The organism is Monashia sp. HAY1-5C, assembly GCF_056755255.1.
Genome location: NZ_JBPGXG010000094.1, coordinates 1 through 18,429, shown reverse-complemented (window position 1 = coordinate 18,429; position 18,429 = coordinate 1). Strand labels below are relative to the sequence as shown.

Genomic DNA, 18,429 nt, shown 5'->3' with positions numbered 1-18,429 from the left:
TCCGTCGTCGGCAGCGTCAGATGTGTATAAGAGACAGGTGGTGACGAGCACCACCGACCCGGCCCTCCGCGCGACGTGGGCCCTCCGCGGCGTCGTCGTCGTCGAGGACCCGGGCGGCGGGCTCAACGACGCCGTGGCCGTGGGCATCCGGGCCGCGAACGACCCGCGCGACGGGCAGGAGGACGACGTCGCCGCCGACGGGGCGGCCCGGGTCGGTGTGCTCCTCGGTGACCTGCCGGCGCTCGACGCCGCCTCGCTGCGGGCCGCCCTCGAGGTGGCCGCCCACCACGACGACGCGTTCGTGCCCGACGTCGACGGCACGGGCACGGTGCTGCGCACGGGCCGCCGCTTCACACCGCGGTTCGGCGTCGGCAGCGCCGCGCGGCACGAGGCCGACGGCGCCGTGCGGCTCGATCTCGACCTCCCGCGCCTGCGCACCGACGTCGACGACGCGTCGGGACTGGCCGCCGCCCGCCGGCTGGGGCCGGGGCCCGCGACACGGGCGGTGCTCGAGCACCGCGGATCTGCTTGGATCAGGACCATGCAGGCCACGGTGCACCGCTACGACCCCGAGACACGCACGGGCAGCGTGCTGCGCGACGACGGCCGCGAGCTGGTCTTCGGCGCGCCCGCCCTGGAGTCGAGCGGCCTGCGCCTGCTGCGGGTCGGCCAGCGCCTCACGGTCGACGTCGTCGACGACGTCGTCGTCGCCCTGCGCATCGTCGGCATCGGCCCGGGCCAGCGCATCCGCTGACGCCCCGCACCGCGCCCGCTTGGTCGTGGCACGCACGAGGGCCCGGCCGTGCAGCCGGGCCCTCGTCGTCCGTCACGGTCCGCACGCGACCCGGAACCAGCCGGCCGGCCCGGACCACGCCTCAGCGAGCGCTCTTGCGCGCCGTCGCCTTCGCCGTCGTCTTCTTGGCCGTGGACGTCGCCTTCTTCGCGGCGGACCTGGCCGGGGTGGCCGCCTTGGTCGTCGTCTTCTTCGTCGCGGACTTGGCCGGAGCAGCCTTGCTGGCGGTGCTCTTCCTGGCCGTGGACGCCGTCTTCTTCGCTGCCGACGCGGCCGTGCCGGCGGCCTTGGTCGTGGTCTTCTTCGCCGCGGACTTGGCCGGAGCGGCCTTGCTGGCGGTGCTCTTCTTCGCCGTGGACGCCGTCTTCTTCGCTGCCGACGCGGCCGTGCCGGCGGCCTTGGTCGCCGTCTTCTTCGCCGCGGACCTGGCCGGAGCGGCCTTGCTGGCCGTGGCCTTCTTGGCCGTGGACGCCGTCTTCTTCGCCGCGCTCTTGGTCGCCGGCGCCGACACCGAGCTGCCCGCCGTGGCGCGCGCCGCCGCGGACTCGGTGCGCGAGACCTTCTTGGCGCCCGAGACGATCTCCTTGAAGTTCGTGCCCGACCGGAACTTGGGGACGCGAGTCTTCTTGATGCGCACCGTCTCACCGGTCTTGGGGTTGCGCCCCGTGCGGGCCGCGCGGTCGGCTCGCTCGAAGGTGCCGAAGCCGGTGATCCCGACCTTGTTGCCCTTGGCCACCTCGCGGATGACGACGTCGAGGAAGGCCTCGAGGGCGTCGGAGGCCTGCTTCTTGCTGCCGAGCTTCTTCTCCAGCGCGTCGACCAGTTCTGCCTTGTTCACGTCTTCCCCTCCAGAGGACTGTCGGTGTCAGGCGACCCGACGTGGGCATCCGGAACCAGTCCGGCTACGAGACGACGTTAGGCCTGTCGAGCGGGTTCGTCCATCACCCCACCCGGGCTTTTCGTTGTGTCGCAACGACTTTGACGCCTCAGGATTCGCCACCCCGCGCGCCCGAAGCCCGGCGGCCGGCCCATGCCTGGAGGGAGAAAGAGAGACGGATCCCGCTGTGTCACAGCGGGATCCGTCACCGTCAGCAGGTCCGGTGACCTGCCTCTGGCCGGGGTCTCAGGCCGGGGTGGTGACCGGCTTGTGGCTCGGCCGGCGCTTCTCGAATTCGGACACCTCGTCCTCGTGTCGGAGCGTCAGGCCGATGTCGTCGAGCCCCTCGAGCAGCCGCCAGCGGGTGTAGTCGTCGATGTCGAAGGCGGCCACGATCTCGCCGGCCCGGACGGTCCGGGCCACGAGGTCGACCTCGACCTCGGAACCCGGGTTGTTCTCCAGGTGCTTCCAGATCAGCTCGACGTCGTCCTGGGCGACGACGGCCGTGACGAGTCCCTGCTTGCCGCTGTTCCCGCGGAAGATGTCGGCGAACCGGGAGCTGACCACGACGCGGAAGCCGTAGTCCATGAGGGCCCAGACGGCGTGCTCACGGCTCGACCCGGTGCCGAAGTCGGGCCCGGCCACGAGCACCGAACCACCCGCGTACACCGGGTTGTTGAGGACGAAGGACTCGTCCTTGCGCCACGCGGCGAAGAGGCCGTCCTCGAACCCGGTGCGCGTGACGCGCTTGAGGTACTCGGCCGGGATGATCTGGTCGGTGTCGACGTTGCTGCGCCGCAGCGGAACGCCGACGCCGGTGTGGGTCTCGAACTTCTCCATGGCTCAGGCCTCCCCGGTGGTGCTGGACGCGACGGCGGACGCGGCCACCGGCTCGCGGACCGAGCCGAGGTCGGACGGGCTCGACAGCGTCCCGCGCACGGCGGTGGCCGCCGCGACGAGCGGGCTGACGAGGTGGGTACGACCGCCCTTGCCCTGGCGTCCCTCGAAGTTGCGGTTGGACGTCGACGCGCTGCGCTCCCCCGGCGAGAGGGTGTCGGGGTTCATGCCGAGGCACATGGAGCAGCCGGGCAGGCGCCACTCGGCGCCGGCATCGGTGAAGACGGCGTCGAGCCCCTCGGCCTCGGCCTGCAGCCGCACCTTGGCCGAGCCGGGCACGACGAGCATCCGGACGCCGTCGGCCACGCGATGACCCTTGATGACGTCGGCGGCAGCGCGCAGGTCCTCGATGCGGCCGTTGGTGCACGAGCCGACGAAGACGGTGTCGACGCGGATGTCGCGCAGCGGCGTCCCGGGCTCGAGCCCCATGTACGCGAGCGCGTTCGAGGCGGCCAGGCGGTCGCTCTCGTCGGCGAAGGACTCGGGGTCGGGCACGGACTCGCCGAGCGGCAGGCCCTGGCCGGGGTTGGTGCCCCACGTGACGAACGGCGTCAGCGTCGCGGCGTCGATGTCGACCTCGGCGTCGAAGACGGCGTCGGCGTCGGTGCGCAGCGCTGTCCACTCGGCGACCGCGGCGTCCCAGTCCGCACCCTTGGGGGCGTGCGGGCGGCCCCGGAGGTAGTCGAACGTCGTCTGGTCCGGGGCGATCATGCCGGCGCGGGCACCGGCCTCGATCGACATGTTGCACACCGTCATCCGGGCCTCCATCGACAGCGCCTCGATGGCCTCGCCGCGGTACTCGATGACGTAGCCCTGGCCACCGCCGGTGCCGATCTTGGCGATCACGGCCAGGACGATGTCCTTGGCCGTGACCCCGTCGGGCAGCGTGCCGTCGACGTTGACGGCCAGGGTGCGGAACGGCTTGAGCGGCAGCGTCTGGGTGGCGAGGACGTGCTCGACCTCGGAGGTGCCGATGCCGAAGGCGAGCGCGCCGAACGCGCCGTGCGTCGAGGTGTGGCTGTCACCGCAGACGACGGTCATGCCCGGCTGCGTCAGGCCCAGCTGCGGGCCGACGACGTGGACGATGCCCTGGTCGGCGTCACCCATCGGGTAGAGCCGGACGCCGAACTCCTCGCAGTTGCGGCGCAGCGTCTCGACCTGGACCTTGGAGACGGGGTCGGTGATGGGGCCCGGCGTCGTCGGGACGTTGTGGTCCTCGGTCGCCAGGGTGAGGTCGGGGCGCCGGACGGGACGGCCGGCGAGCCGGAGACCGTCGAAGGCCTGGGGGCTGGTGACCTCGTGGAGCAGGTGCAGATCGATGTAGAGGAGGTCGGGCTCGCCCTCGGCGCGCCTGACGACGTGTGCGTCCCAGACCTTCTCGGCCAGTGTCCCTGCCATCTCATCCCTCCGCGCGACGTCTCTTGCTCCAGCGCGCGCGCCACCGAGGACCGGCTCGCGACGTCGCTGTTGCAAAAGCGTCGCTCTTTTGTGGGCGTTGTGGATTGACGTCTCAGTGCCTGAGACGTCAATATCAGTTCATGGACAACACTTCTGGGGTCGGCGTCCTCGACAAGGCAGCCACGGTGCTGGGCGCCCTCGAGGCCGGTCCGGCCACGCTCGCTCAGCTCGTCGGCGCCACCGGCCTGGCGCGCCCGACGGCGCACCGCCTGGCCGTCGCCCTCGAGCACCACCGGCTCGTCTCGCGCGACATGCAGGGCCGCTTCGTCCTCGGCCCGCGGCTCGGCGAGCTCGCCTCCGCGGCGGGCGAGGACCGGCTCCTCGCTGCGGCCGGCCCCGTCCTCGGAGCCCTGCGCGACCACACGAACGAGAGCGCCCAGCTGTTCCGCCGGCAGGGCGACCAGCGCATCTGCGTCGCGGCCGCCGAGCGGCCGGTCGGCCTGCGCGACTCGATCCCCGTCGGCGCCACCCTGTCGATGCTCGCCGGATCGGCCGCCCAGGTGCTCCTCGCCTGGGAGGAGCCGGACCGGCTGCACCGTGGCCTGCAGGGCGCCGCGTTCACCGCCACGACGCTGTCGGCGGTGCGCCGCCGCGGCTGGGCGCAGAGCGTCGCCGAGCGCGAGGCCGGGGTCGCGTCGGTGTCCGCCCCGGTGCGCGGGCCCTCGGGCCGTGTCGTCGCCGCGGTGTCGATCTCCGGACCCATCGAGCGCCTGTCCCGCCAGCCGGGCCGGCTGCACGCCGCGACCGTCGTCGCCGGCGCGAACAAGCTGACCGAGGTGCTGCGCCGCCACCACGCGATGCAGCAGCAGCAACAGCAGCAGCAGAACGCCTGAGACGTCCGGGACCGGACCTTTCGCAACGGATCGGTCACGATCCGCGGCGAGCCGTCGACTCGGACAACCGCGCGGGGCCGTGGCACGTCACTCTCGGTGCAACCACCCAACGTCCTGGTCAGGGGTAACCATGCCGGCTCCCACCACGTCCGTTCGCCCGACGCGTCGCCGCGGGCCCGCTCGAGGCGGGTTCCGCACCCGTGGGGTGCTCGCCGGGGCGGTCTGCGTCGCCGTCGCTGCGCTGGCCGCCTGCACGCCGGACGACGGTGCGTCCACGGCCGCGACGCGCGTCTCCGTGACCCGAACGGCGTCCGACAGCACGGGCGGGGCGACGTCCGGGCCCACGACTCCGGCCACCCCGACGCCGGCCGGGACTGCGACCGCAGCCCCGACCACTCGCCCGACCACTCCCCCGGCCGCGACGCCGACCGCGACGCCGGTCCCGGCCCCGGTCGTCCTGCTGCGGCGCGGCGACTCCGGCACGAGGGTGCGTGCCCTCCAGGCCCGGCTGCGCCAGATCGGCTGGTTCTCCGGCGACGTGACCGACGGCTACGGCAGCCGCACCGAGGCCGCGGTGCGTGGCTTCCAGGCCAAGCGCGGGTTCGCCGCGACGGGCAGCCTCGACGAGACGACGTGGGACCGGCTCGTGGCGATGACGCGCCGGCCGACCGCCGACGAGCTGGCCAACGTCAAGCCGAAGCCGAAGCCGAAGCCCGACGCCGGCGCCGCCGACCTCGACCCGCGCTGCATGACCGGACGCGTCATGTGCATCAGCAAGACGACCCGGCACCTGACCTGGGTCGTCGACGGGGTGCCCCAGTACGGCTTCGACGTCCGCTTCGGCAGCGACGAGCTGCCCACCCGCGAGGGCGTCTTCACCGTCTACAAGAAGAAGAAGGACGTCATCTCGAACCTCTACCACACGCCGATGCCCTACTCGATGTTCTTCTCCGGAGGGCAGGCGGTGCACTACTCGTCGAACTTCGCGCGCCTCGGCTACGCCGGCGCCTCACACGGCTGCGTCAACGTCCGCGACTGGAACGGCATCATCCGGCTCTACGACGAGTCACGGATCGGCGACCGGGTCGTCATCCACTGGTGACCCGCTCCTGACCCGCCCCGACGGGCGCGAGCGGCTGCCGACGTAGGCTGGCACGACCCGTTCCGAGTCGCAGGAGGCACCGTGCTCAAGGTTGGTTGGAAGGCGTCCGCGGAGCAGTTCGGGCCTCGTGACCTCGTCACGCTCGCCGTCCTGGCCGAGCAGCTCGGGCTCGACTCGGCGTTCATCTCCGACCACTTCCAGCCGTGGCGCCACCACGAGGGCCATGCCCCGTTCGCGATGTCGTGGCTCGCGGCCGCCGGCGAGCGCACCGAGCGCATCACGCTCGGCACGTCGGTGATGACCCCGACGTTCCGCTACAACCCCGCCGTCGTCGCGCAGGCCTTCGGCACGCTGGGCGCTCTCAACCCGGGACGCATCGTCCTGGGCATCGGCACCGGCGAGGCCCTCAACGAGGTGGCCGTCGGGGCGGCCGGGTCGCCGTGGCCGGAGTTCAAGGAGCGCTTCGCCCGGCTGCGCGAGTCGGTGCGGCTCATGCGACGCCTCTGGACCGAGGAGCGGGTCGACTTCGAGGGTGACTACTACCGGACCCGTGCAGCCACCGTCTACGACCGGCCGGAGGAGCCCATCCCGGTCTACGTCGCGGCGGGTGGTCCGCTCGTGGCCCGGTACGCCGGGCGCTCCGGCGACGGCTTCATCTGCACGTCGGGCAAGGGCCGCGAGCTCTACGAGGACCAGCTGATGCCGGCCGTCGACGAGGGCCTGGAGAAGTCCGGCCGCACCCGCCAGGACATCGACCGGATGATCGAGATCAAGCTCTCCTACGACCGCGACCCCGACCGGGCGCTCCACAACGTCCGGTTCTGGGCGCCGCTGTCGCTGACGGCCGAGCAGAAGCACGGCGTCGACGACCCGGTGGAGATGGAGCGCCTCGCGGACGAGCTGAGCGACGAGCAGGTCGCCAGGCGGTGGATCGTCACGAGCGACCCGCACGAGGCCGTCGACGCGGTACGCCAGTACGTCGACTGGGGGTTCGACCACGTCGTGTTCCACGCACCCGGTCACGACCAGGCCCGGTTCCTCGAGCAGTTCGCCGCCGACGTCCTTCCCGAGCTGCGCGAGCTCGCCTGACCTCGGCGATCCTGCCCTCCGGCACCGCGGCCGGGGCTAGGGTCCGGGCTGAGGGCCCGGCGGGAGCCGGACCGGCCGCACACGGGGAGGACGCGTGCCCGAGCCACAGAGCGTCGCCGGGGACGCCGGGGACACCGGGGACACCGAGGACCGCGGACGCGTGCGCCTGCTCGCGCCGGCCCGCCGCGCCCCCTTCACGCTCTCGGTCGTCGCCCTGATGCTCGTGCTCGGCCTCGCCACGGGGACGCTGTGGTCGCCGCTGCGGGACCGGCCGCTGCTCGAGGGCGTCGCGTACGGTCTTCCGGCGCTCGAGGCGGGCCGGTGGTGGACGCCCGTGACCGGTGCGTTCTTCGCCCTGGTCCCTGCGCAGTACCTCCCCGTCGCCGGCGGCGCCCTGCTGCTCCTCGGATGGTCCGAGCTGAGGCTCGGGACGCGGTCCGTGGCGGTGTCGGCGGTGGCCGGTCACCTGGCGGGCGTCGTCGGCGCGTCGGTCGTCCTCTGGCCGCTGACGCACACGACCTGGACGTGGGCCCGGACGACCGGCGGCGTGCTCGACGCCGGGTTCAGCGCGGGCGCGCTCGGCGCGGTGGCCGCCGCGTCGGTGACGCTGCGACCACCGTGGCGCGGTCGGCTGCGGGCCCTGCTGTGCCTCTACGCCGTCCTGTCCTTCCTCTACATCGGGCTGCTGTGGGATCTCGAGCACCTGCTCGCGGTCGGCACGGGGCTGCTGCTCGGACCCGGCCTCGTCGGTCGGCGCCCAGCGGGCCCCCACGTGCGTCTCACCCGACACGAGTGGCGCGTCCTGGCCTGGACGCTCTTCGTCGTGGCCGCCGCGGTCCGGGTCCTGCTCTACCTCGTGCCCTCCGACGGGCCGCTCGGGGCGAGCACCACCGACGCCGACGTCCTCAGCGTGCTCGTCGGTGCCGGGGTCTCGCTCCTGCTGGCCGACGGCCTGCGGCAGGGGTCGCGACAGGTGTGGCACCTCGCGGCGTTGCTGGCGGGACTCGGGCTGCTCGCGGGCCTGGCCGTGCTCGTCGTCGAGGTGCTCGCACCGGACCGGCTCGGGCCGGGTGACGAGGTGGTGTCGGCCGTGCCCCAGGTGGTCGTCGATGTGCTCCTGTGGTCGCTGCAGCTGTGGGTCCTCCTCGCCGGACGCTCGGCCTTCCGGGCCCCCGGCCGACGGGGCCGGCTCACCGACCGGACGGGCGCCCGCGACGGGCGCGAGACCGCCATCGCGCTGCTCGAGCGCCACGGCGGCACGACGATGTCGTGGATGGGCACGTGGCCGGACAACGCCTGGTTCCTCCTGCCCGCGCCGCGACCCGACCCCGCGCACCCGGGGGTGATCGGCTACCAGGCTCACCAGCTGCACCGCGGCGTGGCCGTGGCGCTCGGTGACCCCGTCGCGGCCGATGCGGGGACGCGCGCCCGGGTCCTCGCCGCGTTCGTCGACGAGCAGGAGTCCCACGGCCGACAGGCCTGCTTCTTCTCGGTCACCGACGAGGTGCGGGCCTGGGGCGCGGCGCACGGCTACCGGCACCTCACCGTCGCGGAGGAGGCCGTCATCGACCTGCCGGCCCTGCAGTTCACGGGTCGGCGCTGGCAGGACGTGCGCACCGCGCTCAACCGCGCCGCGCGCGAGGGGATCACCTACCGGGAGGGGCGCCTCGCGGACATGCCGCGCGGAGTCCTCGCGCAGGTGCGCGCGATCTCCGAGCTGTGGGTCGGCGACAAGGGCCTGCCCGAGATGGGTTTCACGCTCGGCGGCATCGACGAGGCGATGGACCCGCACGCCCTCGTCGGGCTCGCGGTCGATGCCGAGGGCACGGTGCACGGGGTCACGTCGTGGCTGCCCGTGCACGCCGGTGGAGGGGTCGTCCGCGGCCGGACGCTCGATGTCATGCGACGCCTGCCGGACGGGTTCAGGCCCGTGACCGAGTTCCTCGTCGCCAGCGCCTGCCTGTCGTTCAAGGCGGCCGGCCTCGAGGTGGTGTCGCTGTCCGGGGCGCCGCTCGCGCACACCGGCGCTGCAGGCACCGACGCGGCAGGTCCCGGCGCGGCAGGTCCCGGCGCAGCGGCCGAACCCCTCGACCGGCTCCTCGGCGCGCTCGGCGAGGCCCTCGAGCCGCTCTACGGGTTCCGCTCCCTGGAGAGCTTCAAGCGGAAGTTCTCGCCGCGGGGCCAGGCCCTCCATCTCGTCTTCCGGGACGAGGCCGCCCTGCCGCGCATCGGGCTGGCCCTGACCTCGGCGTACCTGCCCGGGACCTCGATGCGGCAGCTGGCGCTGGCGGGCATCCGGGCCCGCCGCGACTGACCCGCGCGGCCGACCCGGGGCCGGGACGCAGGAGACCCCGGTCCTGGTGGACCGAGGTCTCCGTCGCTCCTTCGAGCATCACGTAGCCCCGACGGGATTCGAACCCGCGCTACCGCCTTGAGAGGGCGGCGTGCTAGGCCGCTACACAACGGGGCCGTGAGCGGTGCCGATCGCTCGGCACAGGAGAGAACCTTACCGGTTGGCGAGGATTTCTCCGAATCGGCTCTCTCGGGAGAGAACCGGAGCTGGGGTACCAGGACTCGAACCTAGAATGACGGAACCAGAATCCGTAGTGTTGCCAATTACACCATACCCCAAGGGGTTTCACTCCCGAGCGCGCCTTGCGGCCTTCTGCGGTGGTGAACCGAGTGGAAATGTTACCGGTCGACCACCGAACCCCCAAATCGGGTCGCACGCAGGGCCCGGGCGACGACGTCGAGCCCCTGCACCGACACGACGTCCTCGGACGTGCCGGCCGCGGCCCGGTCGAGCCACATCGCACGCAGCCCCGCCCGGCGGGCGCCGATGACGTCCCAGGCGAGGCTGTCACCGATGCACACGGCGGCCTCCGGCTCGACACCGACGAGACGGCACGCCTCCCGGTACACGCGCGGGTCGGGCTTGCCGAACCCCAGCGTGTCGGTGGTGACGACGACGTCGAACCGCGCCGCGAGCCGAAGGGCCTCGAGCTTGACCCGCGTGGGCGCCGACGCAGAGTTGGTCAGCAGGGCCACGGGGAGCCCGATCTGCTCGGCGGCGGCCAGCAGCTCGGGCACGTCGGGAAAGAGCCGCTGGGCGTCGCGGAAGGCCGGGGCGTACGCGTCCTCGAAGACACCGTGCGCGTCGTCGGCCAGGTCGGCCCGGAAGGCGCGTGCCACCTCCGCGAGCCGACCAGAGCGCATGTCCTCGAAGGCGATCGCCCCGGAGGCGTACCGCGGGAACCAGCGCTCCGGGTCCGCGTAGTACCGCTCGGCCATGGCGACGTGGTCCCCGTCGCGCCCCGGCCAGAGCGCCCGGGCGGCGTGGGTGCCGGCGACGACCATCGCCCCGCGGGTGTCGACGATGGTGTCGTCGACGTCGAGCACGAGTGCCCGGGCGCCCTCGAGGACGGCGGCGACTGGCTCGATGACGCCGTCGTCGTCGCGGGGTGCGCTCGCGTCGGAGCCGCTCACGCCTCCTCCGGTCCCGAGACCGGGCCGAAGAGCGGCAGGGCCGCCTCGATGCCCTCGACGGTCACCTCGCCACCGTGACCGCCGCGACGCCACGTGTCCCGCTCGAGGCGCACGTGCTGGAGCCGCTCCCCCGAGTGCTCGAGCACCGAGGTGTGGGTGTCGCGGTAGCCGAGGCTGTAGGAGACGCCGAGCGAGGCCGCGTTGTCGACGACCGCCGACGAGATCGCGGCCCGGGCGCCGAGGAAGGTGAAGGCCAGCTCGAGGACCGCGCCCCGCATCTGCCGCCCGAAGCCGCAGCCGCGGGCCTCGCGCACGAGCCACGACGAGGAGTCGACGGTGCGGTCGGCCCGGTAGTCGGGCCCCTCCAGCCACTGCCCGCCGATGATGCGGTCCCCGCGGCGGACGACGAAGGGCAGCGCCCAGTCGTCCGGCGACCACATGCCGAAGGCACGCCAGTACCCCTGGGCGACGACGGCCCGGCGGTTGGCGGGCAGGTCGAGGCCGGCGTACGTGGTCGCGTGCGGGTTGAGCTCGAGGTCCGGCGGCAGGACGGCGCAGACCTCGGGCAGGTCGGCCTCGGTCATGACCCGCAGGTCGAGGTCGGCCGTGCCGAGACGGATGCCGTGCAGCGGCCAGATGCGCTCGAGCACCGGGCCCTCAGAGCGCGTCGCGCAGCGCCCGGAGGCGGCCCAGGGTCGAGGTCTTGCCGAGGATCTCCATCGACTCGAACAACGGGGGCGAGATGCGCTGGCCCGACACCGCGGTGCGCAGCGGGCCGAAGGCGAACCGCGGCTTGATGCCGAGACCGTCCACGATCGCCTCGCGCAGGGCGGCCTCGATCACGGCGGCGCTCCACGCGCTGCCGGTCCCGAGGACGCCGGGGCCGTGGTCGTCGATGTCACCGAGCACCCGCAGGGCGGCGTCGAGCACCTGGGGCGCGTCGTCCTTGAGCTGGGCCCGGGCGTCCTCGGCGACCTCGAGCTGGTCGTCCGCGACGAAGAAGGGAGCGACGAGGGCCGGCGCCTCGGTGAGCAGCGCCATCCGCGGCTGGATCAGCGCGGCCACGGCCTTGAGGCGGCCCAGCTCCCCGAGCGACTGCGTCTCGCCGAGGATGCCGGCCTCCACGAGGTAGGGCAGCAGCCGCGAGGCGAAGTCACCGGTGTCCAGCTGGCGGATGTAGACCCCGTTGAGCCACTCGAGCTTCTTGAGGTCGAAGATGGGCCCGATGGGGTTGACCTTGGCCCAGTCGAAGGTCCGGCTGAAGTCGTCGAAGGTGAAGACCTCCAGGTCGTTGCCGTCGGCGTCCTGCTGCGGCGGGTAGGCAAGCAGCGCAAGGAAGTTCACGAGCGCCTCGGGCAGGTAGCCCTGCTCGCGGAACCACGTGAGACGCGCCGCGGGGTTCTTGCGCTTGGAGATCTTCGACTTGTCCGTGTTGCGCAGCAGCGGCATGTGCGCGAAGGCCGGCGGCTCGAGGCCGAGCCACCGGTAGAGCAGGACGTGCTTGGGCGTCGAGGAGATCCACTCCTCACCGCGGACGACGTGAGTGATGCCCATCTCGTGGTCGTCGACGACGACGGCCAGGTGGTAGGTCGGGAAGCCGTCGGCCTTGAGGATGACCTGGTCGTCGGGACGGGGTGCCGACACCTTGCCACGGATGACGTCGTCGAAGACGAGCGGGACGTCGTCGGGGATGAGCATGCGGACCACCGGGGTCTCGGTGAAGCCGGGCAGCTCGGCGCGCTCATCGCGCGTCTTGCCCACGCAGAGGCGGTCGTAGCCCGTGGGCTGCTTGGTCTTCTGCTGGACCTCGCGCATCTGGTCGAGCCGCTCCTTGGAGCACCAGCAGTAGTAGGCGTGCCCGTCCTCGACGAGCCTGTCGACGTAGGGCCGGTAGGTCTCGAGGCGCTCGCTCTGGCGGTACGGCGCGAACGGCCCGCCGACGTCGGGCCCCTCGTCCCAGTGCAGCCCGAGCCAGGCGAGGGTGTCGTACAGCTGGGCCTCGGAGTCCTCGCGGAACCGGACGCGGTCGGTGTCCTCGACCCGCAGGACGAACTGGCCGCCCTGCTGGCGGGTGAACGCGAGGTTGAACAGCGACATGTAGGCCGTGCCGACGTGCGGGTCGCCGGTCGGGCTCGGGGCGACTCGGGTGCGCACCGGTCCGCTGCCGTCGGAGGTCGACACGCGCTGCTGCGCCGGGTCCGTGGAGGGGCGCACCTCCACGGCGGGGACGGAGGTCGCGGGGGTGGCCGACGAGGCTGAGGTGGTGGACGCGTCGGGGGTGCTGGTCGTGTCGCTCATGGTGGGGTCAGCCTAGTGGGCCCGTCGCAGGGGCCCCGACGCCGCCGGAGCCGTCCCGGACGGCCCCCGCTCCCCCGTGGACGCCCGGTCAGCGCCGGACGAAGGTGTTCGTCAGCGAGCCGATGCCCTCGATCTGCACGGTCACCTGCTGGCCGGCGTCGACCAGCCCGACGCCCGCCGGCGTGCCGGTGAGGATGACGTCGCCGGGCAGCAGGGTGAACGCCGCCGAGGCGTGCTCGATGATCGCGCCGATCCCGTGGACCATGTCGGCCGTCGTGCCGTCCTGCCTGACGTCGCCGTCCAGCGTCGTGACGATCGACAAGTCGGCCGGGTCGAGCTCGGTCTCGACCCACGGGCCGAGGGGACAGCTGGTGTCGAACCCCTTGGCGCGCGCCCACTGTCCGTCGGTGCGCTGCCAGTCACGGGCCGTGACGTCGTTGGCGATGGTGTATCCGTAGATGCAGTCGGCGGCGTTCTCCGCCTTGACGCCCTTGGTGATCGTCTTGATGACGACGGCCAGCTCGCCCTCGTAGGAGACCTCGCTGCTGCCGCTCGGCAGGACGACGGGGTCGAACGGTCCGACGACCGACGTGTTCGGCTTGAAGAACATCATCGGCTCCGCGGGCGCCTCGCCGCCCATCTCCGCGGCGTGGTCGGCGTAGTTCTTGCCGATCGCCACGATCTTCGACCGCGGGATGACCGGCGCGAGCAGCCGCACGTCCGCGAGCATGACCGGGTCATGGCCGCTCGGCTGGAGCCCGACGTAGAGCGGGTCACCGGCGAGCGGGGTGAGGACCTCCTGCCCGGGGTCGCCCTGGACGATGCCGTAGGCCGGGTCGTCCCCGGTCGTGTACCTCGCGATGCGCACGCGCCTCAGCCTACGACGAGGCCGCCCGCGGTCGTCCCCCGGTCGTCCGGCAGCCGACGCGGTCGTCCCGGCCGTCGTCGCCTCAGAAGGTGCGCCGGAGCCTGAGGTCGAGCGGTCGGCCGTCGGGGTCGTAGACGAGGCGGTACAGGGGGTCGGCCCACAACCGGGTCAGCCGCCCCTGCGCCGGGCTGTCGACCGGACGCAGCCGGCCCGCCGGCCGCGGGGCCGAGGCAGGGTCGCGGTGCCAGGACGCGAGGGCTCGGGCGCTGTCGGCGTAGGCGGCGAAGTGGTCCTCGAGGGCCAGGTCGGCGTCGGTGTCGAGGTGCTCGCGTGCGAGCTCCTGACGCAGGCCCCGGGCCAGCTCCGGGTGCACGACCGCGGCGGACAGCTCGGAGTCGTGCGTCCATGACCGCCGGTTGAGGTTGTCCGAACCGACCGCCACCCACTCGTCGTCGACGACGCAGACCTTCGCGTGGACGTACACCGGGGTGCCCTGCCTGTTCTCGACCCCGTAGGCGGCGACGCGGCCCGGCGCGGCGGCGTGCAGCGTCTCGAGCAGCCTGGCCCGGCTCACGAGGTTCGGGGCGTGGGCGAGGGTGCCGTCCTGGTCCGGCTGGTGCGGCAGGACCACGACGACACGAAGACCGGGCGCCCGCCTGAGGGCGTCGACGAGGACGCCGCACACCTGCGCGGACCACAGGTACTGGTCCTCGAGGTAGATCAGGTGCCGGGCCCGCGAGAACGCCTTCGCATAGGCCCGCGCGACGCTCCGCTCTCCGCGTGGAGCGAACGGGTAGCCGCCCAGGCGGTGGCCGTACGTGCGCAGCAGCTGGACCGGGTGCGGCCCCGTCGGCGCCGGGTCCGGTTCCTGCGGTGGGAGCGGCCGGCGGCGCGGGCGGTCACCGCGCAGTCCGTCGAAGGCCCAGCGGATCGGCGAGCGGCTCAGCGCCTGGGGGTCCTCCCAGCGCTCGCGGAAGACGGTCTCGACGTCACCGACGACGGGACCGGTGAGCGCCAGCTGGACGTCGTGCCACGGGGGCCGGGGGCCGTAGACCTTCGCCATGGTCTGGGGCTGCGGGTCGCCGGCATGGCTCGCGTCGTCGCGCCGGCTGTGGCACAGGTCGATGCCGCCGAGGAACGCGACGTCCCACTCGGGCCGGCCGGGGTGCCGCAGCACCACGAACTTCTGGTGGTGCGAGCCGCCGAGCCGGACCCGCATGTCGAGGTAGCACTCACCACCGGCCGCGTTGATGTCCTCGCCGAGGTGACGGTTCTCCTCGGCGGAGAAGGCGAGCCGGTCCCAGTGGGACCGCCAGACGAGGCCGCGGACGTCGACGCCCCTGCGGGCGGCGTCGGCGAAGACGCCGGCGACCTCGCTCCCCGGCTCGCCCGTCAGGCGCTCGTCGGGGTCGCCGCGCCAGTCGACGAAGAGCAGCAGGTCACCCCTTCGCATCCGGCACACCCGGTCGCGAAGAACCGCGAAGTACGCCGCCCCGTGGATGAGAGGTGTGACGAGGTTGCCCTCGCTCCAGGCGAGCCCGCCGGGACGGCGCCTGTCGAGCAGGGTCGAGGGGTTGCCGCGCTCCTCGGCGCTGAGGTACCAGTCGGCGACGGCCACGGGAGCGAGCCTAGGCCGACGGCGGGCTCCGCCGGTGGATCAGCGCGGCCAGACGATGGTGACGTCGGCCGGCGAGCCGGGCAGTCCGCTGGCACGGGTGCGGTACTCGGGCACGCCGACGCACGTCCAGAGCAGCCCCGCGACGTCCGCACCGAGCAGCGCCGCGAGGTCGGAGTCGCGGAACGTCATGCCCGACGCGGCCGCGCCCAGGGCGTAGGCCATGAGGTGCAGCCTGCCCTCCGCGAGACCTGCGAGCAGCTGGGCGTCGCGGTAGCCGTGGTCGTCGAGGTCCGCGAGGTCGACGCCGCTCATGGCGACGAACGACGCGTCGTGGGCCAGCCCCTGCTCGAGGGCCGCCCCGTAGAGCTCGGCCCGGACGGTCTCCTCGTCCAGGGCCCGGACGGGGTGGTCGACGTCCGGCCACCGTGCGATGCCCGAGGGCACGCCGTCGACGGCGCTGACCCCGAGCCAGTGCGGCAGGTCGACACCCCGGAGCGCCACCGCCATGGCGTCGACGAGCACGTCCCGCGGCAGCGAGCGGTCGGCGCGCAGCCGGCGGATCGAGCCCTTGCTCGCCACGACGGCATCGGTGCTCGGGCCGGCCTGCGCGCGCGTGGTCAGGTGGACGGGGGCACCCCTGCCGAGCTCGGCCCCGAGAGCGGCCCGCTCCCCCGCTCGCTGCGCGGCCGTCACGAGGGGGAACTCGAGGCCGTCGGCGTCGTGCCGACCCGGCATCGGGTCACCGGTCGGGTGCACGGCAGGGGCACCGGGGCCGAGCGCCACGAGGGCCACGGGCAGCTCGTGCACACGGTCGGCTCCGACGAGGGCGGCCACCTCGGCGTCGGCGAACGTCGTGAAGAGGCGGGCCGGGACGCCCGCGGAGTCGGCGAGCGCGAGCAGCTGGGCAAGCATCGTCCCGGCGTCCCAGTACACGTGCCGGAACCCGCGCTCACGGTAGCGCCAACCGGTGCGCCATGGGATGCCGGTGACGACCACGGTCGCGGCCTCACCCGTCGGCGGCGGCCCCACCGTGACGAGCGCGTGCGCCTCGGGGTCGTACCAGTGGAGTCCGGCAGGCACGTCGGCGGCGGCCTCGCCACCGCGCGGCACCGCGACGTAGAGCTCGAGCGGGAACCGGGCCCCCGCCGAGCCCGCGGCACGGAAGAGCAGGAGCCCGCCGTCTCGCCGCGTGCGACGAGTGACGCCCGAGGACAGGTAGAGCAGACGGGCGAGGGCGGCGAGGTCGAGTCGGGCCACGGGCACCTGGGCCGTGCCCGCGAGGACCGTGGTCGCCGGGGCGGTCGTGGCGGGCAGGTCCGGAGGCAGCAACGTCCGCGTCAGGTCGTCGTCGTAGTGCTTGTACCAGCGCGGGCGGTGGGCGAGGTCGTTCGGCACGAGGTCGTGGACGAGGCGGTCGTCGGGCGGCACCTCCGTCCACTCCCGGTCGGGCGAGTAGGACGTGAGGCGGTGCAGCAGGTGCGTGGGCAGCTCGACGTCGGGTCCCATGGGGCCATCCTGCCCGCCGAGCAGCTCGTGGACCGCTCGTGAGCCGCTCGGGCGCGGCTCGCGCGCGGCGGACCACCGCACCGATCACCTACCCTCGTCGCGTGCACGTGATGACCGAGCCCGAGTGGCGCGAGCGGACCCGGGCCCACGAGGCCCGGGTCGACGCGGCGACCGCGGGTCACCGCGCGCGGCGCCTCGACGGCCGCCCCCACCCGGTGGAGGACTTCCTCTTCACGTACTACTCCTTCACGCCGTCGCAGCTGCGGCGCTGGCACCCCGGTCCCGGGATCGCGTTGGACGGACCTGCGCCGCAGAGGGACTGGCGCTTCTACCGCCTCGGTGGCTCCACCGTGTCGGTCGACGTCGAGGCCTTCCTCGAACGGCGCGGCGACACGGTGCGGTTCGTGCGCGAGCTGCTCGTGCGCACCGCGGCACGACCCGGCCGCTTCGGCTGCTTCGGGCTGCACGAGTGGGCCATGGTGTACCGGCTCGACCCCTCGGACGTGCGCCACTCGGCGTGGCCGCTCCGGCTCGGACGCGAGGGGACCGACGCCGTCGTCGACGCGCACCAGGTGGCCTGCTCGCACTTCGACGCCTACCGCTTCTTCACCCCGGACGCGGCGCCGCGCAACGCCCTGCGACCGACGCGGGCCGCTCAGGTCGACCTCGAGCAGCCGGCCTGCCTGCACGCCGGCATGGACCTCTACAAATGGGCCCACAAGCTCGTTCCCGTCGTGCCGGCCGACCTCGTCGCCGACTGCTTCGAGCTGGCCCGGGACATCCGTTCGCTCGACATGCGCGCCGCCCCCTACGACCTGCGCGAGCTCGGCTACGAGCCCGTGCCCATCGAGACCGCCGAGGGCAGGGCGCGGTACGTCGCGGAGCAGCGTGGTTTCGCCGGGCGCGGGCAGGCGCTGCGCGGCCGCCTCGTCGCGGCCCTCGATCAGGTTCTCCGACCCTCCGAGCCCTCCGAGCCCTCCGAGCGCTCCGAGCCCTCCGAGCCCTCGGTGCCCTCGATGCCCTCCGAGCCGTCGGTACCCTCGTCGTCGTCGACGTAGAGACAGAACGGGTGCCCGGCCGGGTCGAGCATGACCCGGACGTCCTCCTGCGGCTGGTGCTCCGCGAGCTGTGCGCCGACCTCGACGGCGTACGCGACGGCCTCGTCGAGGTCGTCGACCTCGAGATCGAGGTGCAGCATCATGAGCGGTCGGCCCGGCTTGCTGGGCCACACCGGCCGCACGTAGTTCGGCTCCTGCTGGAAGGACAGGTTGTACCCCCGGTCCGCCGACGGCGCGAGCGTCGCCCAGCCCGGCGTGTCCGTGAAGAGGGTCCACCCGAGCAGTCGCTGGTAGAAGTGCGCCAGCCCCGACGCGTCGGGGGCGTCGAGGACGACGCCGAACCAGTGGGAGCGCGTCCGTAGGGCCATTCCCCCAGTGTGAACCCGACTCCCGACCCGCCGGCGTATCAGGCGGGCCCGTCGTTGCTCTGAAGACTGTCGGCGAAGGTTCAGGCACGCGCGCCGACGACGCTCTCCCGACAGGGGGTTGGTGCCGGACGGGGCCTGGGCCTGTCTCTTATACACATCTGACGCTGCCGACGACGGA

The 18,429-nt window shown here is 73.2% G+C and carries 16 protein-coding genes and 2 tRNA genes; 6 read left to right on the top strand and 12 right to left on the bottom strand.

Annotated features, from left to right (window positions below; all coding sequences use genetic code 11):
* Nucleotides 1–754, top strand: a 754-nt coding sequence (locus tag ACR9ZK_RS14540; protein ID WP_481342655.1) for a CofC family guanylyltransferase, incomplete at its 5' end; no start/stop codon positions are given.
* A gap of 121 nt (nucleotides 755–875) precedes the next feature.
* Here ACR9ZK_RS14540 and ACR9ZK_RS14535 read toward each other — a convergent pair.
* The 3 genes from ACR9ZK_RS14535 to leuC form a co-directional block, all read right to left on the bottom strand.
* On the bottom strand, nucleotides 876–1,631 hold the full coding sequence (locus ACR9ZK_RS14535) for an HU family DNA-binding protein (RefSeq protein WP_481342654.1): 756 nt from the start codon (nucleotides 1,629–1,631) through the stop codon (nucleotides 876–878).
* 285 nt (nucleotides 1,632–1,916) lie between these two features.
* Entirely contained in the window at nucleotides 1,917–2,510 is a 594-nt protein-coding gene (leuD, locus tag ACR9ZK_RS14530) for a 3-isopropylmalate dehydratase small subunit (RefSeq protein WP_481342653.1), read from the bottom strand.
* A 3-nt stretch (nucleotides 2,511–2,513) separates the two neighbouring features.
* The gene (gene leuC / locus ACR9ZK_RS14525; protein ID WP_481342652.1) at nucleotides 2,514–3,965 is read right to left on the bottom strand and encodes a 3-isopropylmalate dehydratase large subunit; all 1,452 of its coding nucleotides are present in this window, start codon (nucleotides 3,963–3,965) and stop codon (nucleotides 2,514–2,516) included.
* Between the two features lie 140 nt (nucleotides 3,966–4,105).
* On the opposite strand from leuC, the gene ACR9ZK_RS14520 reads away from it, so the two are divergent.
* The 4 genes from ACR9ZK_RS14520 (at nucleotide 4,106) to ACR9ZK_RS14505 (ending at nucleotide 9,363) form a co-directional block, all read left to right on the top strand.
* Entirely contained in the window at nucleotides 4,106–4,858 is a 753-nt protein-coding gene (locus tag ACR9ZK_RS14520) for an IclR family transcriptional regulator (RefSeq protein WP_481342651.1), read from the top strand.
* A 130-nt stretch (nucleotides 4,859–4,988) separates the two neighbouring features.
* Nucleotides 4,989–5,960, top strand: coding sequence for a L,D-transpeptidase family protein (locus ACR9ZK_RS14515; protein WP_481342650.1), 972 nt, complete (start codon nucleotides 4,989–4,991; stop codon nucleotides 5,958–5,960).
* Nucleotides 5,961–6,041: 81 nt separating this feature from the next.
* Entirely contained in the window at nucleotides 6,042–7,049 is a 1,008-nt protein-coding gene (gene fgd, locus ACR9ZK_RS14510; RefSeq protein ID WP_481342649.1) for a glucose-6-phosphate dehydrogenase (coenzyme-F420), read from the top strand.
* 94 nt (nucleotides 7,050–7,143) lie between these two features.
* Nucleotides 7,144–9,363, top strand: a complete 2,220-nt coding sequence (locus ACR9ZK_RS14505; protein ID WP_481342648.1) for a bifunctional lysylphosphatidylglycerol flippase/synthetase MprF — start codon at nucleotides 7,144–7,146, stop codon at nucleotides 9,361–9,363.
* Between the two features lie 83 nt (nucleotides 9,364–9,446).
* On the opposite strand, the gene ACR9ZK_RS14500 is transcribed toward ACR9ZK_RS14505, so the two are convergent.
* The 8 genes from ACR9ZK_RS14500 to ACR9ZK_RS14465 all read right to left on the bottom strand — a co-directional run bounded on the left by ACR9ZK_RS14500 (nucleotide 9,447) and on the right by ACR9ZK_RS14465 (nucleotide 16,825).
* A tRNA-Glu gene (locus ACR9ZK_RS14500) sits at nucleotides 9,447–9,519 on the bottom strand.
* A gap of 89 nt (nucleotides 9,520–9,608) precedes the next feature.
* A tRNA-Gln gene (locus tag ACR9ZK_RS14495) sits at nucleotides 9,609–9,680 on the bottom strand.
* Nucleotides 9,681–9,740: 60 nt separating this feature from the next.
* Nucleotides 9,741–10,535, bottom strand: a complete 795-nt coding sequence (locus tag ACR9ZK_RS14490) for an HAD family hydrolase (protein ID WP_481342647.1) — start codon at nucleotides 10,533–10,535, stop codon at nucleotides 9,741–9,743.
* The gene (locus ACR9ZK_RS14485; protein ID WP_481342646.1) at nucleotides 10,532–11,185 is read right to left on the bottom strand and encodes a GNAT family N-acetyltransferase; all 654 of its coding nucleotides are present in this window, start codon (nucleotides 11,183–11,185) and stop codon (nucleotides 10,532–10,534) included. Before ACR9ZK_RS14485 ends, ACR9ZK_RS14490 begins: the two co-directional genes overlap by 4 nt.
* Nucleotides 11,186–11,192: 7 nt before the next feature.
* Complete coding sequence (gene gltX, locus ACR9ZK_RS14480; protein WP_481342645.1) at nucleotides 11,193–12,833, bottom strand: glutamate--tRNA ligase; 1,641 nt, start codon at nucleotides 12,831–12,833, stop codon at nucleotides 11,193–11,195.
* Between the two features lie 88 nt (nucleotides 12,834–12,921).
* Nucleotides 12,922–13,701, bottom strand: a complete 780-nt coding sequence (locus ACR9ZK_RS14475) for a fumarylacetoacetate hydrolase family protein (protein ID WP_481342644.1) — start codon at nucleotides 13,699–13,701, stop codon at nucleotides 12,922–12,924.
* 82 nt (nucleotides 13,702–13,783) lie between these two features.
* A complete protein-coding gene (locus tag ACR9ZK_RS14470; protein WP_481342643.1) occupies nucleotides 13,784–15,319 on the bottom strand; it encodes a phospholipase D family protein in 1,536 nt (511 codons plus the stop codon).
* 39 nt (nucleotides 15,320–15,358) lie between these two features.
* Nucleotides 15,359–16,825: a hypothetical protein gene (locus ACR9ZK_RS14465; RefSeq protein ID WP_481342642.1), complete on the bottom strand. Its 1,467-nt coding sequence runs from the start codon at nucleotides 16,823–16,825 to the stop codon at nucleotides 15,359–15,361.
* A gap of 101 nt (nucleotides 16,826–16,926) precedes the next feature.
* Between ACR9ZK_RS14465 and ACR9ZK_RS14460 the strand changes: the two genes are divergently transcribed.
* Complete coding sequence (locus ACR9ZK_RS14460; protein ID WP_481342641.1) at nucleotides 16,927–17,883, top strand: 3-methyladenine DNA glycosylase; 957 nt, start codon at nucleotides 16,927–16,929, stop codon at nucleotides 17,881–17,883.
* Here ACR9ZK_RS14460 and ACR9ZK_RS14455 read toward each other — a convergent pair.
* The gene (locus ACR9ZK_RS14455; protein ID WP_481342640.1) at nucleotides 17,769–18,251 is read right to left on the bottom strand and encodes a VOC family protein; all 483 of its coding nucleotides are present in this window, start codon (nucleotides 18,249–18,251) and stop codon (nucleotides 17,769–17,771) included. The two genes, ACR9ZK_RS14460 and ACR9ZK_RS14455, sit on opposite strands and share 115 nt — an antisense overlap.
* Nucleotides 18,252–18,429 lie beyond the last annotated feature (178 nt).